Annotated in this window: 14 protein-coding genes and 1 pseudogene; 4 read left to right on the forward strand and 11 right to left on the reverse strand. The window is 41.0% G+C overall.

All coding sequences use genetic code 11. From position 1 onward, the window contains the following. Positions 1-25: 25 nt before the first annotated feature. From QUD05_RS23205 to QUD05_RS23225, 5 genes are all read right to left on the reverse strand, one after another. Positions 26-1,267, reverse strand: a complete 1,242-nt coding sequence (locus QUD05_RS23205; RefSeq protein ID WP_289798158.1) for a hypothetical protein — start codon at positions 1,265-1,267, stop codon at positions 26-28. A gap of 355 nt (positions 1,268-1,622) precedes the next feature. Next, a complete protein-coding gene (locus QUD05_RS23210; RefSeq protein WP_289798159.1) occupies positions 1,623-2,357 on the reverse strand; it encodes a glutathione peroxidase in 735 nt (244 codons plus the stop codon). A gap of 77 nt (positions 2,358-2,434) precedes the next feature. Further along, a complete protein-coding gene (locus QUD05_RS23215; protein WP_289798160.1) occupies positions 2,435-3,364 on the reverse strand; it encodes an alpha/beta fold hydrolase in 930 nt (309 codons plus the stop codon). 22 nt (positions 3,365-3,386) lie between these two features. Beyond that, entirely contained in the window at positions 3,387-4,211 is an 825-nt protein-coding gene (locus QUD05_RS23220; RefSeq protein WP_289798161.1) for an SDR family oxidoreductase, read from the reverse strand. Positions 4,212-4,343: 132 nt separating this feature from the next. Then, positions 4,344-4,829 (reverse strand): glutathione peroxidase, encoded by a 486-nt coding sequence (locus QUD05_RS23225; protein WP_289798162.1) that lies wholly within the window; start codon positions 4,827-4,829, stop codon positions 4,344-4,346. Positions 4,830-5,335: 506 nt separating this feature from the next. On the opposite strand from QUD05_RS23225, the pseudogene QUD05_RS23230 reads away from it, so the two are divergent. The 3 genes and pseudogenes from QUD05_RS23230 to QUD05_RS23240 form a co-directional block, all read left to right on the forward strand. Next, positions 5,336-5,659: pseudogene (locus QUD05_RS23230) on the forward strand (ammonium transporter); the annotation flags it as partial. 409 nt (positions 5,660-6,068) lie between these two features. After that, positions 6,069-7,622, forward strand: a complete 1,554-nt coding sequence (locus QUD05_RS23235; protein WP_289798163.1) for an ammonium transporter — start codon at positions 6,069-6,071, stop codon at positions 7,620-7,622. A gap of 383 nt (positions 7,623-8,005) precedes the next feature. Next, positions 8,006-8,461, forward strand: a complete 456-nt coding sequence (locus QUD05_RS23240) for a DUF2141 domain-containing protein (protein ID WP_289798164.1) — start codon at positions 8,006-8,008, stop codon at positions 8,459-8,461. Positions 8,462-8,532: 71 nt separating this feature from the next. On the opposite strand, the gene QUD05_RS23245 is transcribed toward QUD05_RS23240, so the two are convergent. After that, a complete protein-coding gene (locus tag QUD05_RS23245) occupies positions 8,533-9,702 on the reverse strand; it encodes a peptidoglycan-binding protein (protein WP_289798165.1) in 1,170 nt (389 codons plus the stop codon). Positions 9,703-9,944: 242 nt separating this feature from the next. Then, positions 9,945-11,012, reverse strand: a complete 1,068-nt coding sequence (locus QUD05_RS23250) for a DMT family transporter (protein ID WP_289798166.1) — start codon at positions 11,010-11,012, stop codon at positions 9,945-9,947. 320 nt (positions 11,013-11,332) lie between these two features. On the opposite strand from QUD05_RS23250, the gene QUD05_RS23255 reads away from it, so the two are divergent. Then, the gene (locus QUD05_RS23255; RefSeq protein ID WP_289800055.1) at positions 11,333-12,238 is read left to right on the forward strand and encodes an amino acid ABC transporter substrate-binding protein; all 906 of its coding nucleotides are present in this window, start codon (positions 11,333-11,335) and stop codon (positions 12,236-12,238) included. Positions 12,239-12,476: 238 nt separating this feature from the next. Here the strand turns inward: QUD05_RS23255 and QUD05_RS23260 are convergent, their stop codons facing one another. The 4 genes from QUD05_RS23260 to QUD05_RS23275 form a co-directional block, all read right to left on the reverse strand. Next, positions 12,477-13,598 carry an ABC transporter permease gene (locus QUD05_RS23260; RefSeq protein ID WP_289798167.1) on the reverse strand — a complete coding sequence of 374 codons (1,122 nt, stop codon included), beginning with the start codon at positions 13,596-13,598 and terminating at the stop codon, positions 12,477-12,479. 39 nt (positions 13,599-13,637) lie between these two features. After that, positions 13,638-14,744: an ABC transporter permease gene (locus QUD05_RS23265; RefSeq protein WP_289798168.1), complete on the reverse strand. Its 1,107-nt coding sequence runs from the start codon at positions 14,742-14,744 to the stop codon at positions 13,638-13,640. 116 nt (positions 14,745-14,860) lie between these two features. After that, positions 14,861-16,828, reverse strand: coding sequence for an ATP-binding cassette domain-containing protein (locus tag QUD05_RS23270; protein WP_289798169.1), 1,968 nt, complete (start codon positions 16,826-16,828; stop codon positions 14,861-14,863). Positions 16,829-16,862: 34 nt separating this feature from the next. Next, on the reverse strand, positions 16,863-18,356 hold the full coding sequence (locus QUD05_RS23275; protein ID WP_289798170.1) for an HlyD family secretion protein: 1,494 nt from the start codon (positions 18,354-18,356) through the stop codon (positions 16,863-16,865). Positions 18,357-18,430: the final 74 nt, after the last annotated feature.

Below are 18,430 nucleotides of genomic sequence, written 5' to 3' on the forward strand. Positions count from 1 at the left end.
AAAAGGCGATCGATGACTTCACTAATTACAAACTACTGGAAACTTGAGAAGTTCCACAATGTTTACAGTACGACAAATGCTTATAAGTAAGATTATGACAGTTATGGCATTCAATGTACTGATAATAACCGCAGTGTGGACAGTAAGTATCAAGATGTCGAATTTTCTTGGCACAATTGACACATCTTGATTTTTGAACTCTGCTAGCTGCTTGGACTTTAGCGTTAAAGACAAACTTTTGAAAAAACTGGATAATTCCAAAACCAATAACTGGAATCAGCAAGATATAAACATAATTTATCAGGAAAAGTAAACCGCCAAAAATGGCACTGACTATATCAAATAAAAATTTAAATATTGCACCTATTTGCAGAAATTCAAATATTTTAACGATTAATGGGATAAAAAAGATAACTAGCAAATGCCAGCTAATTAGCGAGACGAGTCCATATCCTCTTCTTTGGGCAAATTTATGAACTAATAAAGCAATGAGAATCAGTGGTAAAAGAAAGAGAGACTGAAAACCAAGCTGAATACTTGGATACCAAAATGATGCCTGCTGATAGCCTTTGTCAACTTCTTGGAATCGATTATCATCTTTAATAAATGTTATAAAGCTAATACTTTCCGGTTTGGCAAGTAGTTCATTTTTAAGAGTAGAATTTTCTTGTTGAAGAGTAGAAATTTGGCGATTATTTTCTTCTAATGCCTGTTTAGCTTTTTCGGCACTAACTTGATTAATTGATTGTTCGCGACCTTGACCTACTATTTTTTCTAATAGCGTTGAGTCATACTGAGATTTAATAGTGCCATTGGTTTGTTGAAGTCTACTAATTTTTGCTTGTTTTTGATCGATAGTTCTAATAATTTGCTGCTTTTCAGGATTGTTAATCTTATCTTTGTAATCGGCATATTGCAAACAAGTTTGAGAAACCTTACCCAGATGTCCTGCTTCGGCTTGTTGATAGTTCCGCCGAAAATTGAGTTGATTGTTGGTGTAAGATGGCAATGAAAGTCTAACAATTTCATAGTCTTTATCTTTAGTAGTTTTTGTCCGGTAATTTTGCCACTCTGAATAACATGGGTAAGCCTCAGTCGGACTGATATGCCATCTACTAATATCATCGAGTCCGGTAAAAACATTAATTAAGATAAAAATATCAATTATAATAATGACAATTAAACTGACTTTATTCAGTGGTTCGTTGTTTATTGTTCTTGAATTACTAAAAAATTGATTCAAAATTCGGCGAATTCTGGCAAACATATTATCTTTTAAATAAATGTAAATTTAATCCGAATCAATTTTATCCGATCATTAGTGAATAGCTGGACAAAAATACATCTATCGATCTGAAGATTTGTTAACTGCTGGCGAAAAACAAAATCCCCGATTTCTTCGAGAAGTCGGGGATTTGTGGTTTTCAATTCTCAAAAATCAGGCTACAGTCAAAAATATCATGACTTTCACCTAAAGTTGAAACAGTTGATGGCTGTGCAACTCTACTTAATACTGCTAGGTTTAAGAATATTCGTAGGTTGGGTTGAGCAATAGCGAAACCCAACAAACCCTACTAAATCTTGGGTTTCGTTCCTCAACCCAACCTACATATTTCTGAAACCTATTTAGCAGCGAAGTAGGCTTCTAATGCCTCAGAACCACCAATTAATTTACCATCGATAAATACTTGGGGAACTGTTGTCGCACCTGCAACTGCTCGTAAAGATCGCGTGGTGATATCCTTACCCAAGGTAATTTCTTCGTAGTTGATGCCATGTTCCTTGAGCATTGCCTTAGCACGGGCACAGAAGGGACAACCCACTTTCGCAAACAGAGAAACTACTTCGGGCTTTACTGCTTGGGGGTTGATGTATCTGAGCATTGTCTCAGCATCCGATACCTTAAAGGGATCTCCTGGCTCTTCTGGTTCAATAAACATCTGGTTAATTACACCATCTCTAACCAGCATAGAATACCGCCACGATCGCTTCCCAAACCCCAGGTCTGATTTATCTACCAATAGACCCATGCCTTCAGTAAATTCACCATTTCCATCAGGAATTAGTGTGATATTTTCTGCCTCTTGATCCTTTGCCCATTCGTTCATCACAAAGGCATCATTAACAGAAATACAGATAATCTCATCGACACCATTTTGTTTGAAAACCGGGGCCAATTCGTTGTATCCAGGGAGATGAGTGGATGAACAAGTCGGAGTATAAGCACCCGGTAAAGAGAAGACAACTACTGTCTTATTAGCAAATAACTGATCGGTTGTCACATCTACCCACTGGTTGTCCTTGCGAGTATGAAAAGTGACATTGGGTACTCTTTGTCCTCGATGATTGGGTAACATAATTTTGCTTGCCTTTAGTAATCAATTCCAGTCATAACCTATCATGGGAGAACTGGTACAATGTAACTATCAATCAGCTAAAAGACTTTATTAATGAAGGTCGCGATCGCTGCTACAAACTCAGCGGTTGATTCATAGGGTAAAACATTACGTCCGTTTATTTTTATACCTTGACTTTCAGGCAAACAAGCAAGATAGTGAGCCAAGCGTTCGTCTGGCGTTTCTTTTTTATTGTCTTGGCTAATACTCGATGCAGTTTCGCCCATAACCGCTAATGTTGGTTGCTGAATCGAGGCAATCAAACTAGTATAATCATCTCGCCAAAACCCTGCTAAAAAAGAAAACACTGCATGGCGAGTAGCAGGATTTTCTGCACCTGCAAGCAATGTATTTAACCACTCTGCATCCACAGCGCTTTCAGAAGCAAAGAGTTGACGAATCGAAAAAGAACGTAAAAATTTTGGGGTGCGTGCATAGCGATAAAAAGCACTACCAAAAGGCGAATCTAACACATTCCAAAGGAATTTTTCCTGCCATTCTGGTGGTTTAGTTGTCATCAAAGCCCACGTTGGCGCCCANGAAAGTACCAGTCCGGCAATTAAATTTGATTCCTTTTGGACTAATTGGATAGCAACTGGCAATAAAGCACCTTGTACTACTAGAATAACAGGTTTTTGGACTACTTTTTGTAAAAAGAACTGCAACTGTTCTGCCCAATCATTAGGAGTGTAAGCTATACGTGGCATTTCACTTTCACCACATCCTAGTAAATCAGGGTTGTAAATTGAATTACGTTGACCTAAATTATACCACTCGCGACAAAATCGTTGCCAAAATCGCCGCGACAATCCCACGCCAATCGGATGAATTAACAGTAAGGGAACGCCTTCAGATGTTGTATTAATTGGTTGATGAACTTCGTAGGCGCAACGATAATTCTGCCAACTGTAAAACTGGCTAGGAGATGCTGTCAGATTAGTTGTGTTAGCTACAGCAGATGGTTGCATAATTCCTAGTTTTTAATACTTGCTAAAAAATTATCTGTGGATGAATCAACTGGTATCCAGCTTCTTTGAGCTTTTCATTCGATACCCAAGCATTATATGGCCGAGTATTCTTGATAGATGTATCCCATTCTACTTTGGGTAAATTATGTTTTTCAAATAAGCTATTTAGCAATTCTCGGCTGGTGAGATGTGCATCATCTACCAGATTGTAAATTCCTTGCAAACGACGGTGACGGGCAAATTCTATCGCACCAACAATATCATCTAGATGAACCCAATTTGTGGTATCTTCACCATTGCCCGGACGGGTTGTACCAGAATATCTACCAAATATTTTCAACAGTTCTCTACCAGTTCCATAAATCCCTCCTAAGCGGAAAATACAAACACGGAGATTTTCACTAGATGCTGATAGTAACACCTCTTCTGTTTTTCGGAGAATTTGGGCATTTAAATTAGGAGGTGCAAGCGGTGTTTCTTCATCTACCCATACACCATTTCTGTCACCATATACTGCATAACTACCTGTGTATATTAATTGTTTTACACTCTTAATCTGTTGTAAGCACGAAACTAAAGTTTGGGCAGTTTGTAGGTAAGCTTCTTCATAAACTTCGCTATTTTTTGCCCCAACACTCAAAAGTACAACATCTTGATTATGCAAAACTGATTTTAGACTATCTATGTCATTACCACAGGTAACTACAACTCTTTGAGATACTGATTGTAGGGCAGGGACACGCTCAGGCGAAGTTGTGGTTACACTGACAACAAAATTCATATCTTGCTGCCAATATTGAGCAACTTTATAACCAACATAACCACAACCAATGATTGCAACGTTCATGACAAATTAGACACAAATAAATTAAACTACTCATTGAGACGATTTTCTCAATTAATTCTCTAGAAGTAAATAATTTTAACAGTCCAGAGCTAACAGTCAATCATTAATAGTACAGAACTTTTTACCTAATGACTATTTTGCTAATTCCTTCTCAATTGTGGCAATTAGCTCTGGTGAATTTGGCTGGACACTACTATTAAATCGAGCTACCACTTCACCTTGCTTATTAACTAAAAATTTTTCAAAGTTCCAAGCAACAGTTCCCGTTGGCTCAACAGCTTTAGTAAGTCGCTCATAAAGTGGATGCTGCTGTGAGCCTTTGGCATGAACTTTATCGAATAGTTCAAAGGTAACACTATATTTACTCGTGCAGAATTGCACAATTTCCTCATTGCTTCCTGGTTCCTGCGCTCCAAAATCGTTACAAGGGAACCCCAAAATACGTAAACCTGCTTCTCCATACTTTTGGTTCAACTTTTCTAACCCCTCGTATTGAGAAGTATAACCACAGAAGGAAGCCACATTTACAATTAAGAGTACCTGACCAGTGTAGTCGTTTAATTGCTTATCTTCACCGTTGATGGTCTTGACTGCAATATCCGAAATTGTGTTACTCATCTTAAATCTGATTTATAGGGAATATTGCCAAGTTTCCCATATTAAAGGCACTCTAAACCCGGTTTTTTTCAGGAAATTAGGTTTGTTAGCCTTGTTGTAACAATTCGATGTCAGTCATGTAGTTGCAAAACGCTGTATCTTGTATAAATAGCTCGACCAAGCTGCCATCTCAGGATAAGAGTGGAAAATCTGCGTTGCTTTTAATACAAAACTTTGAGTGTAGTGATAAATTGACATACCTTTAAAGTCACAAATAATTAACTCTTTGTATAAAAAGTTAACAACATCCATAATTGTCCAATTGATGATGATGTCGGAAATATCTAGCTAGAAAAGATATAGTTGCTTTTTTGTTGCATCAATGAGTTATATTTCATCACCAAAACCAAAAAACTGTATTTTATAATACAGTTTTTTGGTTTGACTAAATAGACAATCAGTCAAATTTATCCGTTGAGGCATAAGTTTACCAAAGTAAAATCAGGAACTAGTTTCATGGTTTCTGTGTTGGCTTTTTAGGTCAAGCAGAACTAACCCTTAACAAAAAGGCAGGGTTATTTTTAGGTGGCGGCTTTGATTTATGAGGTATACAAATTTTAGGTGTAGTAGCGATCGCAGTTTTCACCGTCGGCTTTAGCTTTTTGATGTTTGGTGGTCTAAAAGCGCTGGGACGCTTAAGTGTCGCTCCCGAAGCCGATCGCATTGGGATCGATGCCTACGAACACGGCGCGTCAGTATGGCCTGATGTTTATACAATCGAGCAATTTATTGCAGAAGAAGACAAAAATCAGACTCAGACTTCAGGAATCGGTGTTCTCGATAGTGAATAGAGCCAATAATCACACTTTTCGCTGAAAAAAGCCATTTTACGGTAGTCATAATGTATATTTCACAGATTCATTGCTACTTTCTACCTGATTTTTTATTGACATTATTCAAGACAATTTTGGGCACTTTCTCAGCCAACTTTTTTCAAAGATTAAAGATTAAGTGAAGAAGACTTGACTATTTCAGAAAATACATCATAAATTTCTTACGAAGAACTATAAAAAATATTTACAAATGTGCCAATAGTTTCTTAAACTCCTACTAAGGTTATTTGAGTTTCTGGTTTTTAAACAAGTGGTCTAAAAGAAAAATATCAAAAACCACTGGATCTAACTTCGGACAACAGTTTTTTCTGATTAACCTGTTTTTTTCTTTTTTTGAGGATGGTTTTAGAGGATGACGCTTAAATTCATGTACAAACAAAAATCGAAAACAAAAAAGAGGCATTTGTCTGCAAGAAATTATGCTGTCAATTCACAATCCAACTCCAACGTCAAGCTATTTAATCTGATTAAGCGACTTTCTCCTAGTTGGCAAGCTTGTTTACCTATCGCTTGTCTGATTGTGTTGGGTTGGGGTTATGCCGCAGTTGCCCAAGCTCCAGCCGCAGGGCCAACGACAGCAGAACTCAAAATTGCTATTGACACCCTGTGGGTTGCGATCGCTGCTTTTTTAGTGTTCTTCATGAACGCTGGTTTTGGTATGCTAGAAACTGGCTTCTGTCGCCAAAAAAACGCTGTCAATGTTCTTTCCAAAAACTTGATTGTATTTGCTCTGTCTACCATTGCCTTTTGGGTCATCGGTTTTGGCTTAATGTTCGGTGATGGCAATGACTTCATTGGATTGAATGGGTTTTTCTTAAAAGGAGCAGATAACAGTCCCGCCACAGCAGACGCTTATAAAGGGATCTTCAGTGCCCTTAATTGGGCTGGTGTACCTTTAGCAGCTAAGTTTTTATTCCAGCTAGTGTTTGCTGGAACAGCAGCAACAATCGTTTCTGGTGCAGTAGCCGAACGGATTAAGTTTATTGACTTCCTAATTTTCAGCCTCTTACTCGTAGGCATTGCCTATCCCATTACCGGACATTGGATTTGGGGTGGTGGTTGGCTAGCAGACAGAGGCTTTTGGGATTTTGCTGGTTGTACAGTGGTTCACTCTGTAGGCGGCTGGGCAGCTTTGATGGGGGCAGCATTTCTTGGACTCCGTCTTGGTAAATATCAAGACAAGCAAGTTGTAGCAATGCCCGGTCACAACATGAGTATTGCTACCTTGGGCTGTTTAATTCTGTGGTTGGGCTGGTTTGGTTTCAACCCAGGTTCTGTCATGGCTGCCGATCCTGGTGCAATCAGTCATATTGCTCTAACCACTAACATGGCTGCTGCTGCTGGTGGAATTGCCGCCACCATCACAGCTTGGTTGTACTTAGGTAAACCAGACTTGTCAATGATTATCAATGGTATTTTGGCTGGCTTGGTTGGGATTACAGCATCTTGTGCTTATGTAGGTATCGTTAGTTCTTTAGTAATTGGCTTCATTGCTGGAGTACTAGTAGTTTTCTCTGTAACATTCTTTGACAAGCTTGGCATTGATGACCCAGTGGGAGCTACCTCAGTTCACTTAGTTTGTGGTATCTGGGGAACCCTAGCAGTTGGTCTATGGTCTGTTGGTCCTGGTGTTTTTACTTGGTATACACTTGGCCCAGAAAAAGGTTTATTTTCAGGTGGTGGCTTTGGACAGTTCGGTGTTCAGTTGCTGGGCGTTCTCTCAGTAGGTGGCTTCACTGTTTTACTCAGTAGTATTTTTTGGTTGGCACTAAAAGCGACTTTAGGTATTAGAGTATCCAAAGAAGAGGAATTAGAAGGTTTGGATATCGGCGAACACGGTATGGAAGCCTACAGTGGATTTCTCAAAGAAGGTGATGCAACTGGATTTTCTGATGAACAAGGCTCAATTGGGAGACTTTAGGGGAAATATTTCTTTGGTTCATCCTCTGGCATATTCTTGATATGAGCTACCAAGACACCATTAGTAGATTGAACTGATTCCGCAAAATTCTCTATCCAAGCAGAGAGAAGTAGGGGGTTTTATACCTCCTACTTTTTGTCTGATTAGTGCTTTATCAAGAAAGGCAGGAGGCAGGAGGAAAATTGCCCGACGCTCCTCGTCGGTAGCATATGGTAGAAAAGCTATGCCGTTGGCGTACCCTTACAGGGAAGCAAGCTCGCATAGCGTGACGCAGACAAGCCTACAGTTCGCGTAGTGTCTCCCCCTGAAGAAAAACGCTGCGCTATCCTGCTCCCTGACTCCTTCAATAATTTAGCGATCGCATTTTACCTTGTGAAAATTTTATGCTTAAAGGCTTAAGAGTTAGTATGCTGCTATTGGCAGTGATGGGAAATTTGGCATGGTCATTTAGTGCCAAAGCAAATTTTAACGGCAAACTCACCGTGGAAATTGATGGCTTGAAGAATAAACAAGGACAAGTCTGTGCCAGTATATTTGCTAGCAGTGAAGGATTTCCTAGCGATCGCGATCGCGTCTTACAAAAGCAGTGTACCAAGATTACTGAAAATCCCTTACCAATTACCTTTGATAACTTGAAAGCAGGTAGTTACGCCGTTGCTGTCTTCCACGATCAAAATAATGACCGCACTCTCAATAGCAATATTTTTGGTATACCAAGCGAAGGTTTTGGATTTTCCAGCAACCCAGAAATTCGCACAAGAGCGCCCAAATTTAGCGAAGCAGCATTTTTAGTGGCAGGGCCAGATACCAATATCCAAATCCAGTTGAAATACTTTTAAGCTGATAGCAGATTCAGTTTCCGTGAAACCAGAATCTCCCGCTACACCGCTTGGCGGTTAGCGGGGGAGTGTCAATGTTGTGAATCATTGTCTGAATCTTCCTGTAGACTCTGTTGCTCCGGCAAGTCACGTATTCGTATTCGATTCATCTGAGTTAAAGCATATCGTGCTGTTGCTTGCACATCGGCATCTGGGTCTTGTAGCGCATGGTGCAACATCTGACTCATTTGACCCATCATGTCATAAACGCGCGTCAGGTCACGGATCGCATTTTGCCGCACTTGTGGACTTTCATCTTGAATTGAAATTGCTAAAGCACGGTTCATTGGTTTGAGTGTGCGGATGCCAATTTCTGACAAAGCTGCCAAGATTAAGCTGCTTTCTTGAGAATCAGCATCAATTATCAGGTCAACCAGATGTTGAATTGCCCGTGAATCTCCCTGCTGACCCAAATCCCAAATAGCCTTGCGCCGCTTGGTTGGGTCAGAACTGCGTAAATCTTGAATTAATTCCTCCACGATATTGAGTTTAGCAAGACGAGAAGTTTTTTCTGGTAGCAATAATTGTGTGGAAAATGTTGGTGGAGGGGTTTGTAGAGTAGTGACAGTCTCCAGGAAAGGTGGTGTAATCGGTTCTTTGTTAGCTTCACTCAAACTTTTAGGCTCTGATATTTCGGACTTTTGCACTTGCTTTCCCTTCTGAAATGACCTCAGTAGAAAAAAAAGTGCGCCACTACATCCTAAAACTCCAATGGCAAATAGTAACCACCAGATAAAACCTCTCTCGGATGCTTTGGGATTTGCAGAAGTCTGAGCAATAGAGGTAACTATTGGGGGGGTAACTTTTGGAGAGGTAACTTTTGGAGAGGTGACAAACTGCTTTTTAGCCTCTATTGCTACTTGCAGTTTCTCCTGAGTCGCCGGGCCAGCAATCCCATCTAATTTTAAACCTTTTACTTTCTGGAATTTAGCTACAGCGATTTCCGTACTAGCGTTATACTGTCCATCTACTACGCCCCTGTAGTATCCCAACTGCGTTAATTGGGTTTGTAGTCTCTGCACATCTGATTTTCGACTACCATATCTCAAAACAGCCGGGCTAGCAGTAATTGTCGAACTAGCTTGTGCAAGTTCTAAAATTTCAGGTGCTAGGTTATGTGTGGCTGCGCTTGAGCGATTTGGGTAAAAACCCACGCAAGACAAACAGGTAAATATCAGAATTGAGGAACGGCATAGCCTCATATTGCAAGTTCCAGCCTGAACGTGCTTTTCAAATCTTCGATACCACAATAGATTCTAGACGACCAAATGTTAACTGTCATTTTTAATTGAAAATGGGGCATCCCTTCGACTTCGCTCAGGGCAAGTGGGCATGGGGCATTAGGAAAAAGGAGGCAGAAGTTGTTTAATTTTAAATTTTGAATTTTGAATTGATTTCTCCCTCATCTCCTACTCAATTACTAATTAAGAATTATTTTAACAAGTTAAGGTAAAATTTCTGGCTTCGATTCTCTAACTGCTAGGCTGATGGGGTTCAATTTTTTGGCAGATGCTTCTAAAACTGGTTGCTGTATATTAGCTATCTCGCCGACAGTAACTGTGTCGTTTTGTCCTCCTAAAGTATCACGTTGGTTAATGAGATAGATGCTGATTAAAGTGAGAAATACTCCTACCCACTGCAACGGACTGAGGACTTCTGAGAGGAAAAGATTGCCGAATAGTAGCGCAAAGACGGGTGTCAGAAAGGTGAGAGAACTAAGACTCGTAAGACTGCCACTAGAGGCAAAGTAGAAGAATAACCCATAAGCGATCGCACTGCCAAATACGGTAGCATAACCCAAGGCGATGAAATCAGCTCCTCCCAGATTCTCCCACTGCTGGGATTCAACAACTGATGAAACTCCCCATAGTGGCAATCCGCCCAAAATCATGTGCCATCCTGTAGCGCTTACAGGGTCAGCATGTCGGCATACAAACCGAATCAACACTGTTCCCACTGCCATTGATAGTGCTGCTAACAGCATTAACCACTCGCCACTAGCAAACAAATCTTGCCAGTTGCCCATTGTCATATTCGCGCCTGAGTCGAAAAAATGTAAAATCCACTCATCAGGTAAGCCAATTAAACTAATGCCCGTGACTCCCAAGCCTAGCCCCAGCCATCCCCAAAAACCAATGTGTTCTTGGAATAGCCACAACGACAGCAAGGCAACAGCCAAAGGTTGCGAGTCAATCATCACAGACCCTAATCCGGCACTAGTTCTGACTAATCCTTCCGCCAAAAAGCCTTGAAACAGCGTCCCATCTACTAGGGCAAATAAGGCAATCCACAGCCATGCAACCCAACCCTTCGGCTGGGGTTTACCCATAAATGCTGCTGCAATCAGAATTAACATCCCTGCTGGTATCAGACGCACACCTGCCATGAATAGCGGTGTGGTATGGGGTATGACTCCTTTCATGGCTACCATTGCCGTCCCCCATAGGAAAAAGGGGGCGATTAACAACAGGGAGGCGAAGGGAAGTCGAGATGCACTGAGTTTCAGTTGCATGGGTTTGCTGATACCTTTGTTTAACGAGCGCAAAAATTGCTTTACCCAATTTTACCGAATTATGTAGTTTTGCGTAGACATCGCCTTTGGCGAGTGCTTTGCACTATCGCGTAGCGTCTTGAAGATGGTGAAACTCTCCAGCCTGAGCCTAGTACCGCAAGGCGGAAGTCAAAAGTTAAAAGAATTATATTCCGAGCTTCTTGCGCCGTTTGGAATGGTATGTTTATTTACGCCATGCTGTACTAGTGCGATCGCTTGTACCAGAAATACGCTGTAAATCAGATTTGATTTTTTCAAAAAATTACCTACTCTTAAAGCTTATGTATGAAAAAATTGCTATTCCTATTTTAAGTCTCATGTTTGCAACGCTCATGTCTAATGTGGTAGCTGCTGAGACTGTAATGAAAAAAGTCGCCAGAACAGGAGTATTAACAGCTGGTACTAGTAGAGATGCGCTACCTTTTGCCTATGTGGATAGTCAAGGAAAGTTAAATGGCTATTCTGTAGACATGCTGACTCTGATTAAAGAGCAATTAGAAAAAGAAACAGGGAAAAAAATTAAACTGCAATTAGTTGGTCTTAGCCCATCTGAGCGGATTCCTAAAATAGTTAATCAAGAAGTTGATATTGTCTGTGATGCTAGTAGTTTTACATGGAAGCGAGATAAAAAAGTAGATTTTTCTGTCAGCTACGGTGCGACTGGAACCCAATTATTAGTTAAGAAAGGAAGTAATCTAGGTTCTCCTGAATCACTTATTGGTAAGCGAATTGGTGTGCTGGCAGGAACCACAAATGAGCAAGCGATCGCTCGTGTACAACCCAAAGCTAAACTGATATATTTTAAAACTAGGGCAGAGGGATACGCAGCTTTGGAAAAAGATACTATTGATGCTTTCTCATCCGATAGCATTCTTTTAGAGGGATGGCTGCAACAGCAAAAAAATCCAGATGCTTTTGCGATCGTACCCGATCGCCCCTATTCACGAGAAGGTATCGCTTGCATGGTGCCAGAAAATAACTCTAAATTTTTGGATACAGTCAACTATTCTCTGGTCAAGTTCATGCAAGGATTCGTCAATGGTAATCAGCGATATGTCACTATTTTTGACCGTTGGTTTGGGTCTCAAGGCTCTGTAGCGCTCAATCGAGATTTACGCGATTTAGTAGTGGAAACTATGCAATTGGTCATAGAATTTCGTGAGGAAATTCCTAAAAATGACCTGTGATATCATGTCTGGTTAAAGACTTATAGGAATCCTATTTGATTTGTGAAAATGCGCGGTGTCCAGATCCCCGACTTCTCGAAGAAGTCGGGGATCTAATTTTTCACAAATGATTTAGGATTGCTATATCATTAAGACTATAGAGGTACAGAAGGGAGGGTTTTTGGGCTTTCTGCATAGATTTGGGAATCATAACTATTAGGCGGACATGATATAAACTCTTTTCAAGTTAGCCTGTCTTTTAGCTTAACTGACTGCGAAACTTACTAACACTAATAGTTAATAACACAACAGCAAAAGCGACTAAAGCCAAAACATTCATCCACAATACATCTAAGCCAACACCTTTGAGCAAAATACCTCGAACGATCGCAATATAATGGCGCAGGGGATTGAGTAGCGATAGGGTTTGAAACAAAGGTGGCATGGCTTCAATGGGTGCGATCGCTCCAGAAGTTTGTACCATTGGTAAATTAATAAAGAAAGATGTCAAAACTACCTGTTGTTGCGAACTACTCACAGTCGCCAACATAATACCCAAGCTAATCCCGACAAATACATACATACTTGATAGGGCGAGAAATAGCAGAAAATTACCTCGAAATGGTACATGAAATATTACTGTTGCTAAAGTAATAGCTAATAAAACATCTCCCATCAATAAAAATGCTAGAGGGACGATTTTTGATAGTAATATTTGCCAGTTAGCAGCTGGAGTCATTAATAATTGTTCTAAAGTTCCGGTATCTTTTTCTCGAACAACAGTAATTGCTGATACTAATGTGCCAATTAATGTTAAAACTAAACCCATAACTCCTGGGACAAAAAACCAACTACTTGTCAGTCCGGGATTGTAAAGGAATACAACTTCAGGTGCAACTGGGGGATTTAATTTACCTTGGGCTAATTGTAGATTATATTGCTGGATAATTTGATTCATATAATTTCCGGCAATCCCGGCTGTATTAGCATTTACAGCATCGATAAATACTTGAATTTCTGCTGATTTTTGTGCCAGTTGACGCGGAAAATCGGGAGGAATTACTACCCCGACATCTAATTTTCCTTCTTCTACCTGACGACTCAATGCTTTTTCACTGCTTGGTACAGATTCTAAGGTGAAAATTCGATTTGATGTCATGGCTGAAACTAACTCCCGGCTAGCGCTGACGTTGGCATAGTCAATGACACCTAATCGTAAGTTATGAACGTCGGGATTGAGGATGAAGCCATACAGCAATAATTGGACTGTTGGCGGGACAACTAACAAAACAATTAATTGCTTATTGCGGAGAATTTGATTAATTTCTTTCCGCATTAATGCCCAAAATGGACTATCAAATAATCGCTGAATAAGTTTCATAAAATTCCTTTTTATTAAACCGTACAAAAGCTAGATAGATTAATTTGATAATTGCATTCGGCTTAAAACTCGGCGTGATACGTTGAAAAACACTAATCCCAAAGCTGCAAGCATGAGCAAATCAAACCAAACTCCGCCAAATCCTGTACCACGCACGAAGGCATCACGAGTGATATCGATGTAATAACGCGCCGGAATTATGTTAGGTAGTAGTGATAAGGGGAAAGGAATATTGTTGAGGGGATAAATAAAACCTGAGAGTAATAATGATGTGATAAAGCCTACGAGAGAAACGCCTTGAACAGCAGCATTTTGGTTACTACTACGGACTCCTAAAAGTAATCCGAAAAAAACGCTATCTGTCAGAAATAGTAAAGTGCCAAATATTAATGTTATGGGGTTGTTAACTATGCCGACTTGGAAAATAATTGAGCCTAATATCATAACTACTAATGCCTCGACGATGGCAATTAATAGGTATGCCAATCCTTTACCAAGTAATAGCTCAGTGGCACTAATACTAGAAGCGTAGACTTGTAAAATTGTCCCTTTTTCTTTTTCCCGTACCATTGCGATCGCAGCAAGCAATGAAGGAAAAATCCAGAGTATAACTCCGTAAGTTCCTGGCACAATATACAGCGATTCTAATCTCCCAGGATTAAACCATAGGCGCATTCGTGCTGTAATACGACTAGTAGCAGGTAGTAGCCCATGCTCTTGCAGAAAAAAGTTTGTCACTCTCTGAATACTATTTCTAATTACACGGGCATTGTTAACATCAGTGGCATCGATTAATACTTGCACATTTGTACTTCTACCTGCTTGAATATTACGGCTAAATTCCGGTGGAATAATGACTGCGACTTTGGCAATTCCCTTATCTATAGCATCGCGTGTGGGATTGCCACCAGACCATTTTTTAGGCACAAATTGATTGGTAGCATACAGTCTTTCAATATAGCTGTTACTTAAATTTGTGCGGTTGAAATCTTGCACAATTAAGGGAATATCTTTACTTTCCAATCTAATGGCAAAGCCAAAAATTATTAAAGTTATGAATGGCAATAAAAAAGCTAGTGCCAACGTCAGGCGATCGCGGCGGAATTGAGCTATTTCTTTTACACATTGAGCAATAATTCGTTTCATATATATTAAGTACGGCTTTGGCAAAAATCAGAGTGTTTTTAAACGCAGAGGAACGCGGAGGTTAGCGCAGAGTAACGCAGAGGTTTTGGGAGGATAATTTGCTGCATACTCTTTTTCTATTCTTGCGATCGCTGTACTATACCAATAAAGGCATCTTCTAAAGAAAAAGGAATCGGACGTAAAGAAGTGATGGTAATTTGATTAGATTTTAAAAGTTGAGCTAGTTGATTTATTTCCTGTTCTGGATGATCGAGAACAACGTGTAAACTATCAGCAAAAATTGAGACGCGCCAAGACTCGAAGTGTTGTTTTAGTATTTTAGAGGCTACTTGGTTTTGATTGACCATAATTTCTATTAGTTGTCCCGGTTGCGATGCTTTGACAGAACTGGGTGAACCTTCGGCAACGGTTTCTCCTGCAACCATAAAACTCATCCGGTTGCACTGTTCAGCTTCTTCTAAATAGTGCGTTGTCACTAAAATGGCTGTACCGTTGCGGGCGAAGTCATTAATCAACTTCCAAAATTGGCGACGCGCTAACGGATCTACTCCTGATGTTGGTTCGTCTAAAAATAAAATATCTGGTTCGTGCATCACGCAAGCACCGAAAGCAACTCGCTGTTTCCAACCACCTGGTAGCTGCCCTGTAATCATGTTTGCTTGTCCTTCTAAGCCACAGGTAGCGATTACCCAATCAATTTTTTCCCGTCGAAGTTTGCGAGGTACACCGTAAACTCCGCTATAAAATTCGAGATTTTGCAGAATAGTTAAATCGTCGTAAAGGGTAAATTTTTGACTCATGTAACCAATGCGTCGCCGTAAGTCTGCACTACGCAGATTTCCGGTTTCACCACCCAAGGAAATTTCACCGCCGCTTGCTTCTAGTAATCCACACAGCATCTTAATGGTGGTGGTTTTTCCAGCACCATTAGCACCTAACAACCCAAAAATTTCCCCATAACGCACTTCGACGTTGACATCTTTAACGGCTTGGAACTTGCCAAAAACACGGCTGAGGTTGCGAGCATATATCGCTAGCGCTGAGTGCTGAGTATTAAATACTCCCTGTGCTCCCCTCTTCCGATAACGAGGAAATGGAAAAAACTGCGGCGCGGAACCTTGTTGTCGCAGGCGCGTGACAAAGACGTTTTCTAATGTGGGTTCGCCATGTTCGATACTGGGAGAAGGTAAGTGATGTTGTTGCAGTAGTTCGCGAACTTGGGTTTCGCCAGAATTTATATCTTCAACGAGGACATCCAAGCGATCGCCAAAAGTTTGCACATCTACTATATTTTTCTGAGTAGCCTGGGAGAGTATTTCTTCTGTCGCTTCCAGGTTGGCTGTTCGCACTTCTAAACGATGCAAGCCTAAGTTAGCCCGTAATTCTTTGGGTGTACCAATTTCATGAATTTGCCCACTGTACATTAAAGCCACGCGGTGACAGCGTTCAGCTTCGTCTAAGTATGGTGTCGCAACTACAATTGTCATCCCCTCGGCTGATAATTCCCCCAGCACATCCCAAAACTCCCGCCGGGAAACTGGATCGACACCTGTGGTAGGTTCATCTAGTAACAATACTTCTGGTTGCGAAACCAAAGCACAACACAGCGCCAGTTTTTGTTTCATCCCACCAGAAAGTTGTCCCACTAAGCGATCGCCAAATCGCTCTAAATTCATTAATTTTAAATATTTATGGCGGCGTTCCCTTAACAAATCATCTGCTACTTGCCGCAACCCTGCTGCATAACGCAAGTTTTCATCAATACTCAAATCCAAATACAGCGAAAACTGTTGAGTAAGATAACCTGTGATTAATCGGGCATCTCGTGCAGGTTGATTCAATATTTGCACCTCCCCCGCCGTTGCTTCCATCACACCACCCAAAATGTGAAATGTACTAGTTTTCCCCGCACCATCAGGGCCAATCAATCCAAACATTTCACCTTTGTAGACACTCAAATCAATTCCCCGCACAGCAGCTAAGTTTCCATAGTGCTTGTGCAAACCGCGAACTTCAATTGCTGTGGTTGGCAAACTAGATGATAGCGGTAAGTTTCGAGAGAAAGTAGTAATTTGCTGTTTCATTCCCTTCTACCTCCTGCCACTGTTCGCGGACTCGCTACCACTGCGCTATCCTCCCCCCTGCTCCCCCGGTTACTGAGCGCAGTCGTTGGCGCAGCCTCTCGTAGAGAAGTATGCCCCTCTGCTCCCCTGCTCCTCTACTCCCCTGCTCCTCTGCCCCCTGCCCCCTGCCCCCTGCCTTCAAACTAATTTCGGCATCTGCTGGCATCCCCATTTTGGCGCAGGGTAAATCTGATTCACTATAAGGTTTTTCGGGGTTAAAGCAGCTATCAGGGTTTTGAACTTTAATCCGAATTCCTACTACTTGTCTGACTCGATCTTTTTGAAAGTAAATATTCTCTGGTGTAAATGAAGCTTGCGAATCGATGGCAATTACTTTACCTTCTAATGGTTTCTTTGGTGCAGAATCAATGAAGATTTTTGTTGTTTGTCCTAGACGCACTCTGCCAATATCGCCTTCGGGAATAAAACCTCTAAAATACACTGTTTTGGGGTCAACAATTGTCAAAATATTAGTCTGATTGCTAACTATTGCACCTGGTTCGACATTACGGGCTGTCACTACTCCATCTAAAGGACTAACTACATTTACATCTTTTTTAGAGTCTGCAATCTGGGTGAGGATTTGCTGATTTGATGCTTGGGCATCTTTGACTTTGGCACGGGCAGAGTTGACTTTTGCCTGTGCAGATTTAAGTTGAGCATAACTTTGTTGCTGCTTTCTGACTAAAGCTGTTAACTGGGCGTTGCGAATGTCAGGATTGAAACCTGTAGTATTAACTTGAGTTAACGCTCCTGATGTCGCCTTTAATTGCTGGCGTTCGGCATTCACTGCTGCCTGTCGTGCTTCTAGGGTTGCGATTGCGGTATCTAGAGTAGTTTGGGCTTGATCGAATTGTTGTTGATTTACCGCCCCTTCTTTTACCAATTGGGCATAGCGATCGCGGTTGATTTTTGCTAAATTAACTTCTGCTGCTGCCTGTTTAACTTGCGCTTGTGCTTGCACTAATGTGGCTCTAGCTGCTGCTACATTTGCCTGTGCCTGCTCAATTCTTCCTTGGGTATCCCCTTGAGACTGCTGCAAATTAAGTTTAGCTTCGTTAATTTGGCTGTTAATTTCTTGAATTTCTCTAGTGACTCGCTCTACATCTGAAATTGCCTGCTGTTCATCATATCTAGCAGATGTCACTCTCGCTTGAGTACCAAGTAGTTGTTGTTGCAGTAATTGATCGTCTATGTCGTCTAACTTAATTAACTCTTGCCCCTTTTTAACTGCTGCCCCTTCCCGCACGGCAATTGTCTCAATTCTTCCAGAACGCTTGATCCCAATCTCGGTTTCATAACCCTCAATCCGTCCACTAACTTGCAGTATATTTGCCGATACTTGCGGTTGAGAGCGCCACACCGCGTAGCCAATACCACCAGCCACTAACAGCACCCCAATCGTTAAAAGGATCGGTTTCTTGCGGCTTTTCTGCTTTGATACTGCATCTTTGAGATTTTCCGGGGATGTTGGGATAGTCTGAGTCATGGTATCACCCTGGATTTTGAAAAATATTTGGTAAATTGAAAATTTTGAATTCAGTGTCATATACTAGACTGTCT

Origin of the sequence: Nostoc sp. GT001, from assembly GCF_030382115.1 — a bacterium.
GTDB lineage: Bacteria > Cyanobacteriota > Cyanobacteriia > Cyanobacteriales > Nostocaceae > Nostoc.

Bases quoted from the DNA above. Each gene is read 5' to 3' on its own strand.
- QUD05_RS23225 (WP_289798162.1), bottom strand. From the start codon at position 4,829: ATGAGTAACACAATTTCGGATATTGCAGTCAAGACCATCAACGGTGAA.
- QUD05_RS23250 (WP_289798166.1), bottom strand. From the start codon at position 11,012: ATGCAACTGAAACTCAGTGCATCTCGACTTCCCTTCGCCTCCCTGTTG.
- QUD05_RS23240 (WP_289798164.1), top strand. From the start codon at position 8,006: ATGCTTAAAGGCTTAAGAGTTAGTATGCTGCTATTGGCAGTGATGGGA.
- QUD05_RS23220 (WP_289798161.1), bottom strand. From the start codon at position 4,211: ATGAACGTTGCAATCATTGGTTGTGGTTATGTTGGTTATAAAGTTGCT.
- QUD05_RS23270 (WP_289798169.1), bottom strand. From the start codon at position 16,828: ATGAAACAGCAAATTACTACTTTCTCTCGAAACTTACCGCTATCATCT.
- QUD05_RS23245 (WP_289798165.1), bottom strand. From the start codon at position 9,702: ATGAGGCTATGCCGTTCCTCAATTCTGATATTTACCTGTTTGTCTTGC.
- QUD05_RS23255 (WP_289800055.1), top strand. From the start codon at position 11,333: ATGTATGAAAAAATTGCTATTCCTATTTTAAGTCTCATGTTTGCAACG.
- QUD05_RS23210 (WP_289798159.1), bottom strand. From the start codon at position 2,357: ATGTTACCCAATCATCGAGGACAAAGAGTACCCAATGTCACTTTTCAT.
- QUD05_RS23205 (WP_289798158.1), bottom strand. From the start codon at position 1,267: ATGTTTGCCAGAATTCGCCGAATTTTGAATCAATTTTTTAGTAATTCA.
- QUD05_RS23235 (WP_289798163.1), top strand. From the start codon at position 6,069: ATGTACAAACAAAAATCGAAAACAAAAAAGAGGCATTTGTCTGCAAGA.
- QUD05_RS23265 (WP_289798168.1), bottom strand. From the start codon at position 14,744: ATGAAACGAATTATTGCTCAATGTGTAAAAGAAATAGCTCAATTCCGC.
- QUD05_RS23275 (WP_289798170.1), bottom strand. From the start codon at position 18,356: ATGACTCAGACTATCCCAACATCCCCGGAAAATCTCAAAGATGCAGTA.
- QUD05_RS23260 (WP_289798167.1), bottom strand. From the start codon at position 13,598: ATGAAACTTATTCAGCGATTATTTGATAGTCCATTTTGGGCATTAATG.